This is a genomic window from Pauljensenia sp. C0170B5, assembly GCF_056590195.1.
This window is the reverse complement of sequence record NZ_JBWPVR010000001.1, coordinates 645,936-664,236: the sequence shown is the minus strand read 5'-3', so window position 1 is coordinate 664,236 and position 18,301 is coordinate 645,936. Positions and strand designations below refer to the sequence as shown.

The 18,301-nt window shown below is 60.5% G+C and carries 16 protein-coding genes; 5 read left to right on the top strand and 11 right to left on the bottom strand.

Translation table 11 applies throughout. The annotated features are described in order from the left end of the window. Window positions 1-23: 23 nt before the first annotated feature. From AC1EJZ_RS02960 to disA, 4 genes are read left to right on the top strand one after another with little or no spacing between them, the layout of a single operon-like run. Window positions 24-1,565, top strand: a complete 1,542-nt coding sequence (locus AC1EJZ_RS02960) for a TrkH family potassium uptake protein (RefSeq protein ID WP_480293921.1) — start codon at window positions 24-26, stop codon at window positions 1,563-1,565. A gap of 40 nt (window positions 1,566-1,605) precedes the next feature. After that, window positions 1,606-2,274, top strand: coding sequence for a potassium channel family protein (locus AC1EJZ_RS02955; protein ID WP_058237217.1), 669 nt, complete (start codon window positions 1,606-1,608; stop codon window positions 2,272-2,274). A 44-nt stretch (window positions 2,275-2,318) separates the two neighbouring features. Continuing rightward, entirely contained in the window at window positions 2,319-3,689 is a 1,371-nt protein-coding gene (gene radA / locus AC1EJZ_RS02950; RefSeq protein ID WP_058237218.1) for a DNA repair protein RadA, read from the top strand. Window positions 3,690-3,727: 38 nt separating this feature from the next. Then, the gene (gene disA / locus AC1EJZ_RS02945) at window positions 3,728-4,798 is read left to right on the top strand and encodes a DNA integrity scanning diadenylate cyclase DisA (RefSeq protein ID WP_058237219.1); all 1,071 of its coding nucleotides are present in this window, start codon (window positions 3,728-3,730) and stop codon (window positions 4,796-4,798) included. 18 nt (window positions 4,799-4,816) lie between these two features. On the opposite strand, the gene AC1EJZ_RS02940 is transcribed toward disA, so the two are convergent. From AC1EJZ_RS02940 to dacB, 10 genes are all read right to left on the bottom strand, one after another. After that, window positions 4,817-5,485: a hypothetical protein gene (locus AC1EJZ_RS02940; RefSeq protein WP_480293920.1), complete on the bottom strand. Its 669-nt coding sequence runs from the start codon at window positions 5,483-5,485 to the stop codon at window positions 4,817-4,819. Window positions 5,486-5,586: 101 nt separating this feature from the next. Continuing rightward, window positions 5,587-6,075 (bottom strand): DUF3180 domain-containing protein, encoded by a 489-nt coding sequence (locus AC1EJZ_RS02935; protein ID WP_480293919.1) that lies wholly within the window; start codon window positions 6,073-6,075, stop codon window positions 5,587-5,589. Beyond that, entirely contained in the window at window positions 6,072-8,171 is a 2,100-nt protein-coding gene (folB, locus tag AC1EJZ_RS02930; RefSeq protein ID WP_480293918.1) for a dihydroneopterin aldolase, read from the bottom strand. The genes AC1EJZ_RS02935 and folB overlap by 4 nt, the downstream gene beginning before the upstream one ends. A gap of 8 nt (window positions 8,172-8,179) precedes the next feature. Continuing rightward, window positions 8,180-9,004, bottom strand: a complete 825-nt coding sequence (gene folP / locus AC1EJZ_RS02925) for a dihydropteroate synthase (protein ID WP_480293917.1) — start codon at window positions 9,002-9,004, stop codon at window positions 8,180-8,182. After that, a complete protein-coding gene (gene folE, locus AC1EJZ_RS02920; protein ID WP_058237224.1) occupies window positions 9,001-9,570 on the bottom strand; it encodes a GTP cyclohydrolase I FolE in 570 nt (189 codons plus the stop codon). Before folE ends, folP begins: the two co-directional genes overlap by 4 nt. Continuing rightward, entirely contained in the window at window positions 9,567-11,672 is a 2,106-nt protein-coding gene (gene ftsH, locus AC1EJZ_RS02915; RefSeq protein ID WP_480293916.1) for an ATP-dependent zinc metalloprotease FtsH, read from the bottom strand. Before ftsH ends, folE begins: the two co-directional genes overlap by 4 nt. Window positions 11,673-11,726: 54 nt before the next feature. After that, window positions 11,727-12,293 (bottom strand): hypoxanthine phosphoribosyltransferase, encoded by a 567-nt coding sequence (gene hpt, locus AC1EJZ_RS02910; protein WP_058237226.1) that lies wholly within the window; start codon window positions 12,291-12,293, stop codon window positions 11,727-11,729. Between the two features lie 135 nt (window positions 12,294-12,428). Next, window positions 12,429-13,673, bottom strand: a complete 1,245-nt coding sequence (tilS, locus tag AC1EJZ_RS02905) for a tRNA lysidine(34) synthetase TilS (protein ID WP_480293915.1) — start codon at window positions 13,671-13,673, stop codon at window positions 12,429-12,431. After that, window positions 13,663-14,550 carry a zinc-dependent metalloprotease gene (locus tag AC1EJZ_RS02900; protein WP_083314334.1) on the bottom strand — a complete coding sequence of 296 codons (888 nt, stop codon included), beginning with the start codon at window positions 14,548-14,550 and terminating at the stop codon, window positions 13,663-13,665. The genes tilS and AC1EJZ_RS02900 overlap by 11 nt, the downstream gene beginning before the upstream one ends. Window positions 14,551-14,643: 93 nt before the next feature. Continuing rightward, window positions 14,644-16,077: a D-alanyl-D-alanine carboxypeptidase/D-alanyl-D-alanine endopeptidase gene (gene dacB / locus AC1EJZ_RS02895; protein ID WP_257590306.1), complete on the bottom strand. Its 1,434-nt coding sequence runs from the start codon at window positions 16,075-16,077 to the stop codon at window positions 14,644-14,646. A 173-nt stretch (window positions 16,078-16,250) separates the two neighbouring features. Between dacB and AC1EJZ_RS02890 the strand changes: the two genes are divergently transcribed. Then, a complete protein-coding gene (locus AC1EJZ_RS02890) occupies window positions 16,251-16,757 on the top strand; it encodes an inorganic diphosphatase (protein ID WP_480293953.1) in 507 nt (168 codons plus the stop codon). A gap of 21 nt (window positions 16,758-16,778) precedes the next feature. Here AC1EJZ_RS02890 and AC1EJZ_RS02885 read toward each other — a convergent pair whose 3' ends face one another. Then, window positions 16,779-18,155, bottom strand: coding sequence for a C40 family peptidase (locus AC1EJZ_RS02885; protein ID WP_227469098.1), 1,377 nt, complete (start codon window positions 18,153-18,155; stop codon window positions 16,779-16,781). Window positions 18,156-18,301 lie beyond the last annotated feature (146 nt).

The following is an 18,301-nucleotide window of genomic DNA, read 5'->3' as shown; positions in this document are numbered from 1 at the left end:
GTGATCTGCTTAAAGGAGTTGTTATGGTCCGTTCCTCGCGCCCGCACCGGCGCTCGCTGAAACGGATCAACCGGCCGATCACCACTACATTACTCAGACGGCGACGCTCCCCTATTCGACCGGGTGAACCGCCGAGCCTTGAGTCATCATCAACGGCACCCCTGGTTCGGCGTGTGGACGGCCCACAGCTCACGCTCCTGCGCAAATCAGGCTGGGACCACCTGCGCGAATGGGTTGAGCAGCGAGCGCGCACGTCACCGGCGCGCCTGGCGATCGCCGTGTTCACCACGATCGCGATAATCATCACATTGCTGTTACTCTTGCCGTTTTCTTCTGCGACGGGACGGCCCGCGTCATTTGTGGACGTGCTGTTTACCGCAGTGTCGGCAGTGTGTGTCACAGGTCTGACAACGGTCGATACTGCAACGCAGTGGTCCTCTTTCGGGCAGGCTGTCATCGCCACCGGTATTGCGATCGGTGGCCTCGGCGTCATGACCCTGGCTTCCATCCTCGGCTTCGCCGTGTCGCGTCACCTGGGGCTCACGCAGCGCATGCTCGCCGCCATGGAAACAAAGTCGTCCGGTATGGGGCAGGTCGGTTCCCTGCTGCGCGCAGTTGTGGGCACGTCGCTGATTGCCGAGGCAATCCTATTCGTCATATTTCTGCCACGTTTCCTGCAGCTGACGGACTCCGTGACAGGTGCAATCGGACACGCATTGTTTCTGTCGATCTCCGTATTCAATAACGCCGGATTCGTCAACATTCCAGGTGGTCTAGCACCCTTCGTGTCCGACTGGTGGATGCTGTTCCCCATCGCACTGGGCACGGCTGTAGGAGCGGTAGGTTTCCCCGTTGTCACCGATGTGGTCGCGCGGTGGCGCACGCCTCGCCGCTGGACGCTCCACACCAAATTGACCATCACGATGTACCTGCTGCTGCTGGTAGTCGGCTCAGTGCTGATGGCTCTGACGGAGTGGGGCAACCCGCAAACCCTGGGGCCGCTTGATACGAGTTCAAAGGTTCTCAATGTGTTCCTGGCGGGAGTCAATAGTCGCTCTTCAGGTCTGTCCGCCCTGAATGTGGGCGGTATGCAGCCTCAGACACACTTCGTCCAGGACATCCTCATGATGATCGGCGGCGGTTCGGCTTCAACTGCAGGCGGTATCAAGGTCTCCACATTTGCCGTCCTCATGCTGGCTGTCGTGGCAGAAGCTCGAGGCGATCACGATATTGAAGCGTACGGCCGCCGCATCCCGCACTCAGTGGTACGTCTCGCCGTTGCCGTGGCGCTCATCGGCTCAGCAATGGTGGCGACCGCAGTAATCATTTTGCTGTCCGTGACGAACTACTCCCTGGACGTCGTCCTCTTTGAGACGGTGTCCGCATTCGCCACGGTGGGTCTGTCCACTGGTATCACTCCAACCCTGCCGACTTTCGCCAAGTATGTGCTCACTATCCTCATGCTCGCCGGACGTATGGGCACGATGACGGTTGCTGCAGCTCTGGCACTGCGTGAACGACGCCGCGTGATCAGAATGCCGGCTGAGCGGCCCATCGTCGGATAGGTCTGCCCCGTTCCTCCCGACGCTGTGGGACAATACCCCTATGGCAGAAGAAAAACCGCTCGCGTCCGGCACGTTGGTGATCGGGCTGGGACGCTTCGGATCAGCCGTTGCCGCCACGTTGGATCGGCTCGGGCACGAAATTCTCGGTGTGGAAAAGGATCCACGACGCGTCCAGCAATTTGCGGGTCGTATCCCGCTGGTTGAAGCTGATGCGTCCAATGCGGAGGCGCTCGAACAGCTCGGCGCACGCGAGTTTGCGTCGGCAGTTGTCGGGATCGGCTCTTCGCTGGAAGCATCCGTGCTCATCACTGCCAACCTGGTTGATATTGAGATCCCCTCGATTTGGGCGAAAGCCATCTCACGTGAACACGGACGCATCCTCAAACGCATCGGCGCACACCACGTGGTCTACCCCGAATTTGATGCCGGTCAGCGCACTGCGCACCTGGTGGGTGGCCGCATGCTTGACTACATCGAAATGGATAAGCAGGGCTTCGCCATCATGAAGCTGCGGCCGCCTCAGGAAATTCAGGGATTCACCCTGGCAGAGCTGGATCTTCGCGCACAGTACGGCGTCAACATGCTCGGTGTGATGCGCCCCGGTAAGCCCTTCGAATACGCCGACTCGTCCACACGCATCAACCCGGAGGACATCATTATCGTGTCCGGCGATGCGATGCTGCTTGAGCACTTCGCCCACAGGCCCTGAGCGGTAGGTCTCCAGATGCACATGACGACCTTTATCGTGTGACCATGGCGAAAGACAAAACCACCTTCGAATGCACTGAGTGCGGATGGACGTCCCCGAAGTGGGTCGGTCAGTGTCGTCAGTGCCATGAGTGGGGCACACTGGAAGAAGCTGGCCGTCCCTCCGCGCTGCTGCCGGCTACCGCCACGCCTTCGCGTCAAGCTCAGCCCATTGTGCAGGTGGACGCTCACGCCGCTGACTGCCGATCGACAGGCGTCAGTGAGCTTGACCGTGTCCTTGGCGGTGGAATTGTCCCCGGTGCTGTGGTGTTGCTGGCCGGTGAACCTGGGGTGGGTAAATCGACGCTTTTGCTCGATGTTGCCTCACGCGCCGCCGAGCTGGCGCGGAGCAATGGTGACGGGCCGGTTCTGTACATCACGGGTGAAGAGTCCGCTTCCCAGGTGCGCAACCGCGCAGCCCGTATCGGCGCACTGGATGATGCCCTGCTGCTTGCTGACGAGGCTGACGTGGCCGTGATCGCCGGTCACGTTCAAGCGCAATCTCCTTCACTGCTGATTGTGGACTCCGTTCAGACGGCTTACTCACGCGATGAGCAGGGTGCGGCAGGCGGTGTCACGCAGGTTCGTGCGGTCACTGCGGCGCTGATCAGGCTGGCCAAGGAACGCAACATGCCTGTGCTGTTGGTCGGGCACGTCACCAAGGATGGCGGCATTGCCGGCCCACGCATTCTGGAGCACCTCGTTGATGTGGTCTGTCAGTTCGAGGGTGACCGGCACAATCGCCTGCGTCTGCTGCGCGCTGTGAAGAACCGCTACGGGCCGACCGATGAGGTCGGATGTTTTGAGCTGACCGATACGGGCATCCGCGGGCTTGCTGACCCGTCCGGCCTGTTCTTGTCATCGAACGGGCTGCATGTGCCCGGCTCGTGCTCCACGATCACGCTGGAGGGGCGCCGACCGATGCCATTGGAAGTGCAGGCGCTGGTCGCTGCGAGCGCGGGCGGATCGCCACGCAGGACAACCGCCGGAGTGGATCATTCCCGTGTCGCCATGATTCTGGCGGTTTTGCAGGCGCGCCTGGGGTTGGACACGTCGTCGGAAGATGTCTACGTGTCGACGGTAGGTGGCGCGAAAGCCAGCGAGCCTGCGGTCGATTTGGCGTGTGCACTGTCAATCGTGTCGGCCTACCGTGGCGAGCCGCTGAGGGATAACCTCGTCGTTTTCGGTGAGGTGGGTCTGACCGGTGAGGTACGCGCGTGCGTGGGAGTACAACGCAGATTGCAAGAGGCAGCGCGTCTGGGTTTGACGCACGCTGTTATCCCTGCGCGCGGAGCTGACGACGTTCGGCCCGTCGACGGTATCGAAATCTTTCCGGTCAGTGATCTAGCCACTGGCGTTCGTGTCGGACTGCCGTAAACTGCAGGTAGGGTGACTTGAAAGAAGGAAGGTGCGCGATGACATCCGATGAGGCGACGTTGCGTGGCGCGCTTCAGGCGATCGCTCCTGGCACCGCTTTGCGTGAGGGGCTGGATCGTATCCAGCGTTCACACACCGGTGCTCTCATTGTCATGGGGATGACTCCTGAGATTGAAGCGATGTGTTCGGGTGGTTTCGAACTCGATGTCGAGTTTTCCGCCTCGGCACTGCGCGAACTGTGCAAGATGGATGGCGCAGTGATTCTCGAGGCCGATTCATGGCGCATCAAGCGAGCCAACGTTCAGTTGCTTCCTGATCCGTCCATCCTCACCAATGAATCAGGTATGCGTCATCGCACTGCGCAACGCACCGCACGCCAGACTGGCGTGCCCGTGCTGTCACTGTCGGCATCCATGCGTCTGATCTCCATTTATGTCGGCGCACTGCACCACTCGGTCGACGAGCCGGAAACACTGTTGTCGCGAACAAATCTGGCTGTGGATACTCTGGACCGCTATTCGCAGCGCCTCGACGAGGTCCTGCAGACCCTGACGATTTTGGAGATGCGCGATTCTGCAACGGTGCGTGATGTTGCCACGGTGATGCAACGCATGGAGATGATCAGGCGCATCACCTCTGAAATCAACGGGTACCTTGAAGAGCTGGGCTCCAATGGGCGTCTCGTCGCCCTGCAGGTGGATGACCTGGTGCGCGGCTCTGCCTCTGAACGTGCATTGGTTTTGCGCGACTACATCCGGCACACGTCAGAAATTGCGCGCGCCGAATCACACCTGTCCACCCTGGAGGGTGACAAGCTGGTCGATCTGACTGCCATTGCAAACGTTCTGGGACTGCACGTTGCCGACATGTCTGACCTGGATAACGCCATTCAGCCGCGCGGCATACGCGCACTGTCGATGGTTCCCCATCTGCCGTGGAGCATCATTAAGGTGATCGCTTCTGAGTTCACATCGTTGTCAGAACTGCGCGAAGCAAGTATGGAAGATCTTCAACGCATTGAAGGCATTGGCCCGTATCGCGCTGGTCTGATCGTGGAGAATCTGGAACGTCAGCAGGCTATGGCACTGTCAGGAATCGTCGGCTGGTAGCACCAGGAACATCGGCACTTACTCATAGCGCACCTCGAACGTCAAGGGTGTCTTTGTCAGGACGCGACCTGCGAATGAGAGTCGCGCCGTGTACCCGCCGGCATCCGCGATATCTGCTTTCCCATCGGAGTCAGTGTCCACGGCCTGGCAGGATGCGTCGTAGATTCGACCATCCCAGGCTATGTGCCCCGTCCATGACTGATGAGGTCCGAACAGCAAAGGGACCTGCCCTGACTGGGATTCGCATGAGGTCGTGTCGTATACCGTGTACCCACCTGTGTCGACCAGCAGACCTGCCTGATCGAATGTCGTGAAGCACTGACGGTTGCTCTTGTTGGTGAACGTGACGTCGAACGAGGTGCCCTGCCCGATCAGGACTGGCGATGCGCCAAGCGCGATGGTGGCCTGAAATGACTGCGGGTCGCACACAGGCACACCGCCGACGGTGGCACCTGACTGTGAATCCTGGCCCGACTGTGCATATGTGTCGCCCGATTGCGCGCGTGCGGTCTGACCGGACTGCACCGCTGTTTGCACCTGCCCTGCCCGTCGGCTTTCCGGTCCGATCGCTCGAGAGATGAGCGTCACGAGGCCCGCGACAAGCGCCACAACGATCAGGAGCAACACCGTGGTCGAAATGATGCGGCGCGGCCACGGATTACGACGGCGACGCACAGATGACTTCATAAATACGACGCTACCGTTCCAGGCTCGATGGGAAGCCGGTGCCACGCCGGTTCGTCACTCATGAGCGTGCCTGCGCGGCGCTTGCAGTGCTCGGTGTGCGTCTACGCGGGGCTTGCCGACCGTGAGGCCTGCGACGGATTTGAATCGTCGTCATCTGACATGTCCACAACACACCAGCGTTCAACAATCAATGCGATCACAGTCAATACCAAGGCCGCCACTGCGGCGACCAGTGATCGCGTCACACACATCTGCATTGCGGGTGCGTCGATGCGCGCCAGGCACGGCAGAAGGATGCCAACAAAAATACCCACAGAACCTGACCCCACATATGCGCAGGAGCGGGCTGTGACGGCCACGCGAGCAGCGGTCAGTGCGTCGATCCTGTCACTCTCGCGTGCGCGCCACCGACGCACCAACACACCGTAGTAGCCCAGTAGTGCGGAGATCAGCAGATACAGGATCGCCAGGAAGTAGGACACCAGAAGGGGTGAGAGCCCACGTTGGATGAGCAGGGAGTTGACCACCGCACCACATACAGCCGAAACCACAGCGATAACGATGAGGTGACCGACTGACACAGGTTTCATTGAGCCTGTCCCTCATCGCGCCTGATGACAGGGATATGCCCCGTCACCGTCGGTCGCACTGTTCGTCCACGCACCACCGAAGTGGTCGTTGTCTCATCGTCTGGCAGTGGCCCATGTGGGAACTGGTCAGCGATATGTGGATCGAGGATTGAACGGCGCCGCACGGGTGCCTCGTCCGCATCGTCGATAATGCGCGCCGGGGAGGAAGACTGGAAATTCCAGTCCGGCAGCGCAGGAACATGCGCCTTCCCGCGTCGGCTCGTACTCCGAGAGGCTGCGCCTCGTCTACCACGAGTATCACCCTCAGGCACAGGATCATCGGCGCCGGCATCAGGGTCAGATTCAGCGTCGGTGTGGGCGCGCTCCCCCTCGCCTGAGTTGTGCTCCGAACGCACAGGCACCCACCGTACAGAGCGGTGCCGAAGCAGGGATGAAGGGATCATGATCTCCGATGTGTCCGACATATCCTCACGCGTGGAGGCAACGGGTGGCTCCGGCAATTCGTATCCGCCCTGCTGCGACCCGGCCACTGGTTCGTCGGCGGCAAGCGGCTCATCGGCTGACTCGTTGACTGGCTGGTCGGCCGGCAGGTCGGCTGGCTCGTCGACTGGCGCTTCAGCGGGCACGTCGTCCTGCTCGCGCCTTGCTGCGTCACTGGGCGCAGGCGGCGTTGGTAAAGCGTCGGCTGACACGTCGGTGGGCACGTCGCTTGACGCTTGGGCAGGCGCTTCGGCCTGTTCATGGCGTTCAGAATTGTCGAGGGGCGAGCTTTGCCACTGTTTCCACAGATTGCGCCACAGGACATCCGTACCGGATTCGCTGGGACGCAGCCCGATCTTGGATTCCGGTGGCAACAGATCAAGTTTCGACAGCGGTTCATCCACCTGTGAGGCAAGGACACGATCCGATTCGTCCATGACGCTGGCTGGATCGTCCAACCAGTCTGTCACCGCATCGCGTATTCCGTTGCGATCCGGTGCAGCTAATGCGAGTTGAGCAACGGATGTGGCATTGCCGTGCGCATCCACCAGTTCTGCAAGCGGATCGGCCATATTCCAGGGAACAAGGACAAACGCGCGCTGATGTACGTATGGATGAGGCAGGGTCAGCGTGGGTGTATGGCACGTCGTGCCTTCCACGGTGACGATGTCGATGTCCACTGTGCGCGGCCCCCAGTGTTCGTGGCGCACTCTGCCCAACTCGGCTTCGAAGCCCTGGCACCGTAAGAGCAGCTCTTCAGCGTCGAGCGTCGTGCGTCCAAGCACAACGGCATTCCAGTAATCGCGCTGCGGGGCTGTCCCCTCGTCAATGACTGCCTGAGTACGCAGCAGCGGCGACACGTTATCAACTTCAAAACCGTCCAAGTCAATGAGCTTGCCGACGGCGGCGGCCAGCGTGACGGGCGCATTGCCTTCGTTGCCGCCCAAAGCAAGGACAACGTGACGAGTTTGCGCGGCATCATCCAGTCCGTGAGGCTGGTGAGTGGAGGTGCGACGCGGTGGCAGCACTATCGCGTAGTCCACTCTCCTGTCAGAGCTGCCGGCTGTCTTAGCCTCGCCCGGATGCTCACGTACCGCGGAGGCGTTGTCAGCTACCGGACGCTGCACCAACGATGCGGTCACCGGTGGCAGGGGCGGCAAGGTCGGACTGGATTTTTCGAGGGGGCCGCGAGCATCCCCAGCTTCATCAGCTCGCTGCAACGTTTCGACATGCAGCGGTGCCTCATCGCACGTGCCGCGGCGAATCGTGACAAGGACATCCGAGAATTGCTGGGCCAGCGGTGCCATCGGCTTATGGACGGTCACTTCCACGCCTTCGACGCGCGGATGCGCCAAAGCGGCATCGGCTACGCGCTGCGCCAGTGTTTCGAGCAGGGACACGGAAGGCCCGGACAAAACGGCGACTGCTTCTTCAGCTATGTCCGCGTAGGACACTGTCTGGTCGATGTCGTCGGAGTGGGCTGCTTCAGTGGTGTCTACCCACAGGGAGATGTCAACGTGGAAAGGCTGTTCTGATTCGCGTTCGGAGTCGAATACTCCGTGCCGTCCGGCTGCGCTCAAGCCTCGTAAGGTGATGATGTCCAGCTTCCGTGCCATCTCTCCTCCTAGCGGCAAGTGCTTCGAACCATCGTGGCATGATCGTCCACGTGATGCACGCGCACCGCCCACATATTCGCCTCAATCGCCTGACGCGTCACCTCAAGGGTAGCTGCGTCCGGCCCGTCTGGATGTGAGTGGGCAAGGAAACGCTTGCGCGACGCTCCGATGAGCACAGGATAGCCGGATTCGTTCAAGCGCTCCATATGGTCGACGATGAGCCATGATTGCTCGTTCGTCAATGAGAATCCTAAACCTGGATCGAAGATGATTCGCTCGGGTGCCACCCCTGCAGCCACAGCCTTGTCGATCTGTGCGCACGTTTCAGCGATAACGTCCTCGACCACATTGGTGTAGTCGAATGATTCACCAGTGGTACCCGGCAGGCCTCTCCAGTGCTGGACGATATACGCGCAGCCGGTGCTGGCCACAACGTCATTCATATCCGGGTCGAAACAGCCTCCCGACACGTCGTTGATAATGGCTGCCCCCGCCTCGCCGGCACGCCTGGCAGTTGCGGCGTGGAGTGTATCCACGGAGACAACGACCCCCTCGGCGGCCAAAGCAGTAATGACCGAGCCGATGCGGTCCCATTCTTCGTCAGCTGAGATGCGCTGAGAGTGCGGCCGTGTTGATTCTCCCCCCACGTCGATGAGGTCTGCGCCAGCGTTGAGCATAGCGTGTGCATGATCGAGAGCACGGTCGGTGTCGTTCCACTGGCCGCCATCTGAAAAAGAGTCGGGCGTGACGTTGAGGATCCCCATGACGAGGGTGCGGTCGCTCGGAAGTGTCATCCCATCTGGAAGTAAAGGAGTGTGCCCGGTTTCAGTCATGGCCGCCCCCTCATGACCAGCGCCATCATCTCTGAGCGGGTGGCGGCATTGTTCATGACGCCGCGCATCGCTGATGTCACGGTGGAGCAGCCCGGCTTGGAAACTCCGCGCATTGTCATACACATGTGTTCGGCCTCGAGGATGACGGTGACGCCCTGCGGGTGCAGGATCTCCACCATTGCGTCGGCAATTTGACTTGTCAGGCGTTCCTGCACCTGGGGTCGGCGTGCGTACCCCTCGACAAGGCGTGCCAGCTTCGACAATCCGGTGACTGTGCCGTCAGAGGGGATGTAGCCGACGTGGGCCTTGCCGTGGAAGGGCAGCAGGTGGTGCTCGCACAGTGAGAAGAACTCAATGTCCCGGACGAGCACCATTTCATTCGTCCCGGTTGTGAAGGTCGTGCGCAAGTGCTCACGCGGATCTTCAGCCAGGCCGCCGACCAGTTCCCTAAAGGAGCGGCCCATGCGTGCAGGTGTGTCTTTCAACCCGTCACGCTCTGGGTCCTCCCCAATCGCCACCAGAAGGTCACGAATTGCCTGTTCGACACCAGCTTGGTCATACATCAGTGCTGCGTCCCCGCCTCTGGGCCGGCTGCAGGGCCCGTCGAGGGTGGTGCCACGGGTTCACCCGCAGTGGTCGACCCCGGCGTCGGGGTTGACGAGGCAGGCTCACCGTGAGTATCAGGGGCGAGGGTGGGAGCCTGCTGGGTGGGCGCCTCCTCGGTGTTCACGCCGATCGGATCACCAAAACGGGCACCTTCGATCGCAGCGTCCGCCTGGTAGTTCCAGACTTCTCGCTCCGGCTGCTTGATGACAGGTTCGAAGATCTGAGCCAGCTCCTTTTCGTTGAGAGTTTCCTCGTCGAGCAGGCGCTGCGCCAGGTCGTCAAGGACGTGACGGTTCTTCGTCAGGATCTGCCACGCTTCACGCGTCGCGTCATCCAGGAGCCGGCGCACTTCCTCGTCAATGATGCCCGCCAGTGTTTCGGACACGTCGCGTCCTTCACCTCGTCCCATCTCGCGACCCACGAACGGGTCCGTGTTGGACTGGCCGAGTTTGACCAGGCCGACACGATCCGACATGCCGTAATCCGTCACCATCGAACGCGCGGACTGCGTCGCCTTCTCAATGTCGTTGGCGGCACCTGTCGAGGGGTCACGGAATACCAGCTCTTCAGCAACGCGGCCACCCATCGAGTACACGAGGTCGTCAAGCAGCTGGTTGCGTGTCTTGTTGAAACGGTCCTCAGTCGGCATCACCATCGTGTAGCCCAGTGCGCGTCCACGCGGCAGGATCGTCACCTTTGTCACCGGATCCGTATAGCGCAGTGCCGCCGCGCACAGCGCGTGGCCACCCTCATGGTAGGCAGTGACTGCCTTATCGTGATCATTCATCACTCGGGTGCGCTTTTGCGGGCCGGCGATGACGCGGTCAATGGCCTCGTCGATCGCGCGATTGTCAATGAGGTCCGCATTCGAGCGGGCCGTCAGCAATGCGGCCTCGTTGAGCACGTTCGCCAGGTCAGCGCCGGTGAAACCGGGGGTGCGTTTGGCGATCTGCTGCAGATCCACATCGTCCGTCATCGGCTTGCCGTGAGAGTGAACCTTCAGAATTGCAGCGCGGCCCTTCAGATCCGGTGCCTCCACTGCGATCTGGCGATCAAAACGCCCCGGACGCAGCAAGGCAGGGTCGAGGACGTCAGGTCGGTTCGTCGCGGCAATCAAGATGACGTTGGTGCGTTCATCGAAGCCGTCGAGCTCAACCAGCAGCTGGTTCAGCGTCTGCTCACGTTCATCGTTTCCACCGCCAATGCCAGAGCCGCGATGACGCCCAACTGCATCAATCTCGTCGACGAAAACGATGGCAGGAGCCGATTCTTTGGCTTTATCAAACAGGTCGCGCACGCGCTTGGCGCCCATGCCAACATACAGTTCCATGAACTCCGAGCCTGCAATGGAGAAGAACGGCACGTTGGCCTCGCCGGCAACTGCCTTGGCAAGCAGTGTCTTACCTGTTCCGGGAGGCCCGTACAGCATGACGCCACGCGGAATTTTTGCACCGACCTTATGGAACTTTTCTGGTGCGACCAGGAACTCACGGATCTCTTCAAGTTCCTCAACGGCTTCATCTTCACCGGCCACATCATCAAATGTGATATCAGGGCGTTCCTGGTTGATTTCGCGCACGCGGGACTGGCCGAAACTGCCCATCATGCGTGTGCCCATCATGCGTGATGCGAAGAACCAGATCAGAGCGAAAATCAGCAGGACCGGCAAGAAGAGCTGCAGCATCGTCATCCAGGCGCTGGGCTGCGGGTAGTACGCGTTCCACCCCTTCGTCGGCTCCAGATCCTTCACCGTTGACAAGATGTCATCAGCCTGGGCGCGCACGTAGGTAAAGGAGATTTGGGTCCCGAGGTTGCGCTCGCGGTCCATCTCGTCCACTGCCTTGTGCGTGTACGGCTCGGACAACGTGAGGTTGACCTGCTGGGTCGAGTCATTGACCACGACGCGTTCAACAGTGTTGCCTTCAAGGATCTTCAGCCCTTCAGAGGTGTCAACAGTTGACGGTCCGAAAAGTCTTCCGAGCATGGAGGCAAGGATGATGACCGCGAGCACGGGGATGATCACGTACAGCCAGTTGATTTTCTTCTTTTTCTTTTCAGCCACTGCAGTTGCCTTTACCGAATATTCTTGTCAGTTCCGTGATGGTCGCGCGCGGCCTCAGTGCCGTTCGGTCCCGCCGTACACGTGAGGTGCGAGGGTGCCGACGAAGGGCAGGTGGCGGTAGCTTTCAGCAAAGTCGAGTCCGTATCCCACGACGAACTCGTTGGGAATATCGAATCCCACATATGTCACATCGACATCGACTTTCACCGCGTCCGGCTTGCGCAAAAGGGTTGCGATTTTCACCGAGGCCGCTCCTCGCGTCTCCAGGTTGTCCTTGAGCCACGACAGTGTCAGTCCAGAGTCGATGATGTCTTCAACGATGAGGACGTGACGGCCGTGAACATCAGTGTCGAGGTCTTTGAGGATCCGCACCACACCCGATGATCGAGTACCGGAACCGTATGACGACACTGCCATCCAGTCCATTTCGAGGGGGCAGTGAATCTTGCGTGACAGGTCCGCCATCACCATGATGGCGCCGCGCAGCACACCAACCATCAAGATCTCTTCGCCCTCATAGTCGGCGTCAATCTGCGCCGCCATTTCCTCGAGCCTGTCGCTGATCTGCTGCTCGGTTAAGAGAACCTTCTCGAGGTCTTCACCCATGTCTTGAGCGTCCACGCGCCTAGTCTTCCTCTCGGTTACACGACTAATAGTCCAAGAGTGCCACATTTCGCGCTCAAGGTGACACTCAACGTGGGCAGTCTCGCTATCGGCTAACTTGCTGCACCACCCAGCGGCGCTGGCGATTCGCCTTCACTCGACACGTTCCACGATCAGGCGTCGCATCGCTCGACGAGGTCCGGACCGCTCCACCCTCGCGTGCCCACCCGGCACGTCGATACGGGTCCCGTGAGCGCCACTAAGCGCCATCTCGTCAAGCTGCCTGACGTGGACAGAAGAGACGGAACCTGGTGAGTTCGACACCTGGGCCAGGAGTCGGTGCAGAACGCGCCTGCGGATAGGAGCTGCCAGGTCTGCCAGCTTGGTGCAGTCAACGATCCAGTGTCGCCCGCGGCCACGCGAAGCTTTGCCGCGAGCACTGTCATTGTCCTCTGACTGCTCACAGGCATCTACCTGCCCGCGTTCTGCACCCCGGACGCCCTCAGCTTCCGACGAGCGTCCGTCTCGAGCTCCCTCGCTTTCGCGCACACACGCATCGAACAGGTCGCCGGCCTGTGCGCTGAGATAGGCGTCATCTTCTCCGAGCATGTCGGCGCTTCGCGCAAGCGCCGGAATCGGATCAACTCCCAGCGCACGTTCCAGAGCAGGCAGTGCCCACTGGCGCACTGCAGCACGACGCAGCGCACTGCCATCAGATGCACGCCACGGCCCATCGACCGCATTGGTCGGATCATCGACCCACGCGAGCTTCAGATCCCGACACACCTGGTGAGTATCGGCACGACGCTGATCAAGCAGGGGCCGCAGCCACGTGATCGCTACCCCACCACATTCCATCAGGTCACGCCTGCGCATGGCAGATAAAGAATGCGCACCCGATCCGCGGGCCAGGCGCAGCATTACTGTCTCGGCCTGGTCATCCATTGTGTGACCGAGAAGAATCGTCGCTGCTGTCGTGCCGCTTTCTCGTGCCCATTGCGTCGCATAGCGGACGAGGGCGTCCCGCCGCGCCGAACGTGCACGAGCCTCTGGTCCGCCTTCGCGATACGCCTCCATGTCAGCATCCATAATTGCCGGATGTGCGCCCACAGACTGCACCACGTCATACACATGGCGAGCCTCGTTGGAGGATTCAGGCCGAATGCGGTGATCAACGTAGACACCCGCTACCGGGATATTCCACCGTCTGCACAAATCGGTGGCGACTACCAACAAGGCCAGGGAGTCTGGTCCGCCGGATACTCCAACCACAACGGCGGTCGGGACGCCCTCGTTTATGATCTGCTGCAGGCAGCGGCGTGTTGCCAGCGACAATCGCCGGACGGCACCTGTCGGGGTCGAGCCAACCAGTTGTGAGGCGCGGGACTCACACGACACGGTCGCGCCACGATTCGTAGGAGACAAGCTCTTCGCGCGTGGGCATATGGGTACGGTCAGACAACAGTGTGGCGACCTGACCATCGAGGACGACGTGGCGGGCAAAGGAGAACGCTCCCTGGCGTTCTGCCTCAATAGAACGCACGGATGCGCCCAGGCGCCGCAGCTCCATCAACCCAGTCATGCCGGCAGACTCAGGCGCATTGTTGCGGATCCAGCGTGCCGAGGAGATCTGGCGCGGAGAAATTTGTTCCATCTGCGCGCGCACGATCCCGTCCATCATCATGACCAATCGGGCCAGCTGCGCTGTGGACGAGGGGAACTTCGCGGCAGTGATTGACAGCTCGTCACGCAGCCAGGGTGCGGCTGAGAAGAGGATGCCCCACAGTCCGGCACGGATCGCTACCCATGAGCTGAAATCCTTGTGGTCGAGTGTGCCGCGCTGGGCGGCTTCAAGAACGGAGGGTGCGATGAAGATGCGTCGCTGTCCGAATGGGTCCCAAATTCCTTTCACGTGCGGCGCAACGGTGCGGAGCACGCCGATTTCGCTCAGGGTAGTCAGAGGCGATGCAAGGAAGGATCGCGATGAGGGGGCCTGGTCAGTCAGGTCCAGTCCGGCGGTAATGAACTGGTCAGTGATCTGGGAAATGATTTGGACGGCGGCGCGGCGATCCACGATCAGCACGGGCGCTGAAGCCACGTGCTCGGCAGCTTCGGGAAGGCTGGATAAGCCAGCAAGCAGGGGGTTGGTGCGTGAAATTGCTCTGCGTAGTCTGCCTACTGTTGCCGCTGCAGCTGAATGGCTGACGGTCGGGCCGGCCAGGGTCGCGCTGGACATGAGGCGCCCCAAGCGGTGCCATTGTGCTGTCCGATTCATGGTGTCATCCTACCGACCTGGCGGCGCGCTGGCTAAAAGGTGCGGCATGTGTGCCGGCTGCATGCAATTTTCCGACGAGGCGAGGCGTCAGAATCACTGAGCTCGAAGAGCGGCCAGGCCGGCTACGAAGTCGTCCAGAATCGGTCGAGTGGAGTACGCACCATCGTTTGGAACATTGTCGTGCCCGATGGCGAACAGAAGCTGACGACCATCAGCAGTGCTGACCGCTCCTGCCAGCGTGGACACAGTAGACAGGGATCCCGTTTTGGCCTGCAGGTTCCCGCCTGCCGGGGTGTCGGGGAAGCGTGCCCGAACAGTTCCTTCCAGTCCTCCCCACGGTAGGAATCGAATGACGTCACGCACCTGAGAGTTTTCGGAGGTCATACTCGCGTGGAGCGTGTCGACCAAAATGTGCCCCGTCAAGCGGTCGTTGCTCGACAGGCCGGAGCAGTCCTCAAGGGACAGGCCGGTTGTGTCAATTCCCATCGTGGCGATCGTATCGGACACCATCTGCGTTGACCCTGTATAGCTCGCGTCATATCCAGCCCGGCGCGCTGCGATTCTGCACAGTTGGTCGGCCAGCGTGTTGTCAGAGTCGTGCAGCATCGTGCGAATCTGCTGCCCGAGCGTCGCCGAATACACGACTGCCAGTTCATCGGACTTGCTTGCCTGAGCGGGTGCATCTGCTGTAGTGGTTCCCGACGACGCGGTGTCGGATGAGCTGACGGTTGGTGGCGGTGTGGAATCACCGTCAGATCCAAGTTCGACGGTAATTCCTTCGTCGCGTAGGTGCTCGGCGAACGTGGTGGCAACGTCCCGTCCAGGATCGAAGGTGGGATCAAATCGCGCATAGCCGTAGGCGCCGCGGTCGATCGCGAATGCGCCGACCTGACCTTCGTAGGAAGCCACTTCCTGCGTCGTCCACGCACTCAGGCGTGCCGGGCCGTCGAAAATGTCGTTGTTCCAGTTCAAGGTCACCGAGGTGACGCCGCGTTCCTTCAGGCCGTCTGCTGTCTGGCGAGCCAGGTCAGCCAGCCCTGCGTGGCCATCGATGGCGGTCGGGTCGCCCTCGTCAGAAGACAGCAGCAGGTCGCCCTCGCCCCACAAGTGCAGTGTTGTGTCGGTCAGGAAGGTTTCGGTGCGCAGGCGGGTGTTCGCATCGATGTGCGTCAGGATTGTCGTTGCGGTGAGGATTTTTGCTGTCGAAGCTGGCACGTGCACGCCCGTGCCGTCAGCGTCGAGCAGCACCTCCCCTGTCAGCGCATCCATCACCACTGCCCACGCTTTCCATTTGCCCTCCTGCGCGGCCTGCGCAACTGGTGACCACAAGGTCTGGATCTGCGCGGCGGTGGGAGCGGGAGCTGAGGCAGAATCGGTGATGTTCAGAGTCGATGACTGGCCATCAGACTGGCCGGTGGCATCGGGAATGTTCAGCCCCGACTGGGATGCCAGATCTGGTGGCGCGACGGCCTGAACTGGCGCGGAGATCGTCAGGAGGCCCGGCACGACATCGTAGACATCGCCCACTGCGTACGCCCCACACGCTAAAGTGCATAGTGAAGCGCATACAATCGCACCTATAGTTTGACGTTGCACGCGCGTCTCCTCCGCCTTGGGTGAGTCGGTCTCAACCCACGGCTCCACAGTAGTGGACAATGGCGGATGAGACAGATACGGCCACTCAGGAGGAACACAAATTGATGGAATTCGACGTGACGATTGAGATCCCGAAGGGCAATCGTAATAAATATGAGATTGATCACGAGACCGGTCGTATTCGTCTGGATCGCATGCTGTTCACGTCGACCCGCTATCCCGATGATTACGGTTTCATTGATGACACGCTCGGCGAGGACGGCGACCCTCTGGACGCATTGGTGTTGCTCGAAGAGCCCACATTCCCGGGATGCGTGATCCGCTGCCGCGCTTTGGGCATGTTCCGCATGCGCGACGAGAAAGGCGGCGACGATAAGGTTCTGTGTGTTCCAGCTTCCGATCAACGCGCGTCGTGGCGCACAGAAATTGAAGACGTGTCGGAATACCATCGTCTTGAAATTCAGCACTTCTTCGAGGTGTACAAGGACCTCGAACCCGGCAAGTCGGTCGAAGGCGCACACTGGGTGGGCCGTGAAGACGCCGAGGAGGAAATCCGTCGCTCCTACGCGCGAGCCAGACAAGCCGAAGCTGGCGAGTACGCGCACGAGTAGCGACTAGCTCACCAGGCAGTTTCAGAGGCGAACGACGTACGGCATCAGGGAACCGCTCCAGCCATAGATGCTGGTGACGCGCACCGTGGTGCCAGGATACGGCGCTTCGATCATCTGGTCGCCGCCAAGGGCGATCGCCACGTGGTAAATACCGCTTTGTGAACCGTCGCTGGACCAGAAGAGCAAATCGCCCGGTTGACGCTGGCTCAGCGGAATACGGGTGCCATATCCATACTGTGAGGCAGAGTAGTGTGGCAGGTACACGCCAGCCTGCCTCCACGCCAGCATGACCAGGCCGGAGCAGTCCACACCGGCGTATGATTCGCCAGCCCATACGTAGGGGACGCCCAGGAAGCTATACGCAGCGTTGACCGCTGTCTGCGCTCCGCCGCTGCCGCCGTAGGACGGTGCGGGTGCCGGATCAGGAGTCGGCGCTGGGGTCGGCGTAGGAGTTGGCGTTGGGCGCGTCTCACGCGAAGGCGGAGTATACGTCTCTTCCTGTCGACCCTGAGTAGCCGCTTCTTCTTCCTGGCGCGCAGCCAAAGCCGCCAGGCGAGCTGATTCTTCTTCGGCCGCCTTGCGCGCTGCTTCCACGCGACGACGTTCCAGTTCGGCTTCACGCTGATTAATCAGCTCAACAGTGGTGTTTTCCTTGCGTGCCAGCTCAGCCACAAGTTCACTGCGGCGCGCTTCAGTGGCCTGCTGAGAAGCCAACGCCGAGTTGGCAGCATTTTGCGCAGCATCGGTGCGTTCCTGCACCTCGTTTGTCGCCTTTTGCTGACGCTGTTCGGCAGATTCAGCCGATTCCTTCATCACCGATGCTACTTTTTCGAGGGCGGCCACCCGTTGCATCTTCGTATCGGCATTATTGGCGAATGAATCGAGTGTCGTCTGTTTGAACTCAACGGAGCGCAATCCGTCGGCCTGCAAATATGCTGCAGCGGCATCAAGAGACGAACCTTCAGAGCGGTAGGCAGTCTGCGCTATAGCAGCCAGCTCCTGACGACCTTTATCAAACTCAGCCTGAGCCTTATCCGCATCATCGCGAGCTTTATTTGCCGCAGCAGTTGCAGCATCAAGATCCAAGCGTGCTTTGTTGAGCTCTTCGCCGGCAATCTGCGCATTGCGCATGGCATCTGAAGCGCGCTGAGAGACCGCGGCCAATTCGACTTCGATCTGCCCCACTGACATCTTGGCGGCATCGGCTTCGGCACGCGCCTGATTGATGTCATCTTGAGAGGGCGTGTCATCTGCATATGACGCCGGCATCGCAACGCCGGCACTGACAGCAAGCAAACCTGACATGAATAGAGCGGTCAGTGCGTATCGGCCAGATGCGCGACGCGGAGCCTTCTGGCCAAAGTGGCTCAACACCTTACCGTAAACCTGTCTTTTCACCTGATCCACCTAATGACACTCTGACTTTTCCCGCACGCTCCCCACGCCATGTGGACATCGCGCACGACATATAGCACTTACGCTAGCCCATCGTCGAACACTTTGGCAACAATTTCACCATTTTTCACGTTATTCACATCAGTCAC

Bases quoted from the DNA above. Each gene is read 5' to 3' on its own strand.
- AC1EJZ_RS02890 (WP_480293953.1), top strand. From the start codon at position 16,251: ATGGAATTCGACGTGACGATTGAGATCCCGAAGGGCAATCGTAATAAA.
- AC1EJZ_RS02940 (WP_480293920.1), bottom strand. From the start codon at position 5,485: ATGAAGTCATCTGTGCGTCGCCGTCGTAATCCGTGGCCGCGCCGCATC.
- folP (WP_480293917.1), bottom strand. From the start codon at position 9,004: ATGACTGAAACCGGGCACACTCCTTTACTTCCAGATGGGATGACACTT.
- AC1EJZ_RS02960 (WP_480293921.1), top strand. From the start codon at position 24: ATGGTCCGTTCCTCGCGCCCGCACCGGCGCTCGCTGAAACGGATCAAC.
- AC1EJZ_RS02955 (WP_058237217.1), top strand. From the start codon at position 1,606: ATGGCAGAAGAAAAACCGCTCGCGTCCGGCACGTTGGTGATCGGGCTG.
- AC1EJZ_RS02935 (WP_480293919.1), bottom strand. From the start codon at position 6,075: ATGAAACCTGTGTCAGTCGGTCACCTCATCGTTATCGCTGTGGTTTCG.
- disA (WP_058237219.1), top strand. From the start codon at position 3,728: ATGACATCCGATGAGGCGACGTTGCGTGGCGCGCTTCAGGCGATCGCT.
- radA (WP_058237218.1), top strand. From the start codon at position 2,319: ATGGCGAAAGACAAAACCACCTTCGAATGCACTGAGTGCGGATGGACG.
- AC1EJZ_RS02900 (WP_083314334.1), bottom strand. From the start codon at position 14,550: ATGAATCGGACAGCACAATGGCACCGCTTGGGGCGCCTCATGTCCAGC.
- folB (WP_480293918.1), bottom strand. From the start codon at position 8,171: ATGGCACGGAAGCTGGACATCATCACCTTACGAGGCTTGAGCGCAGCC.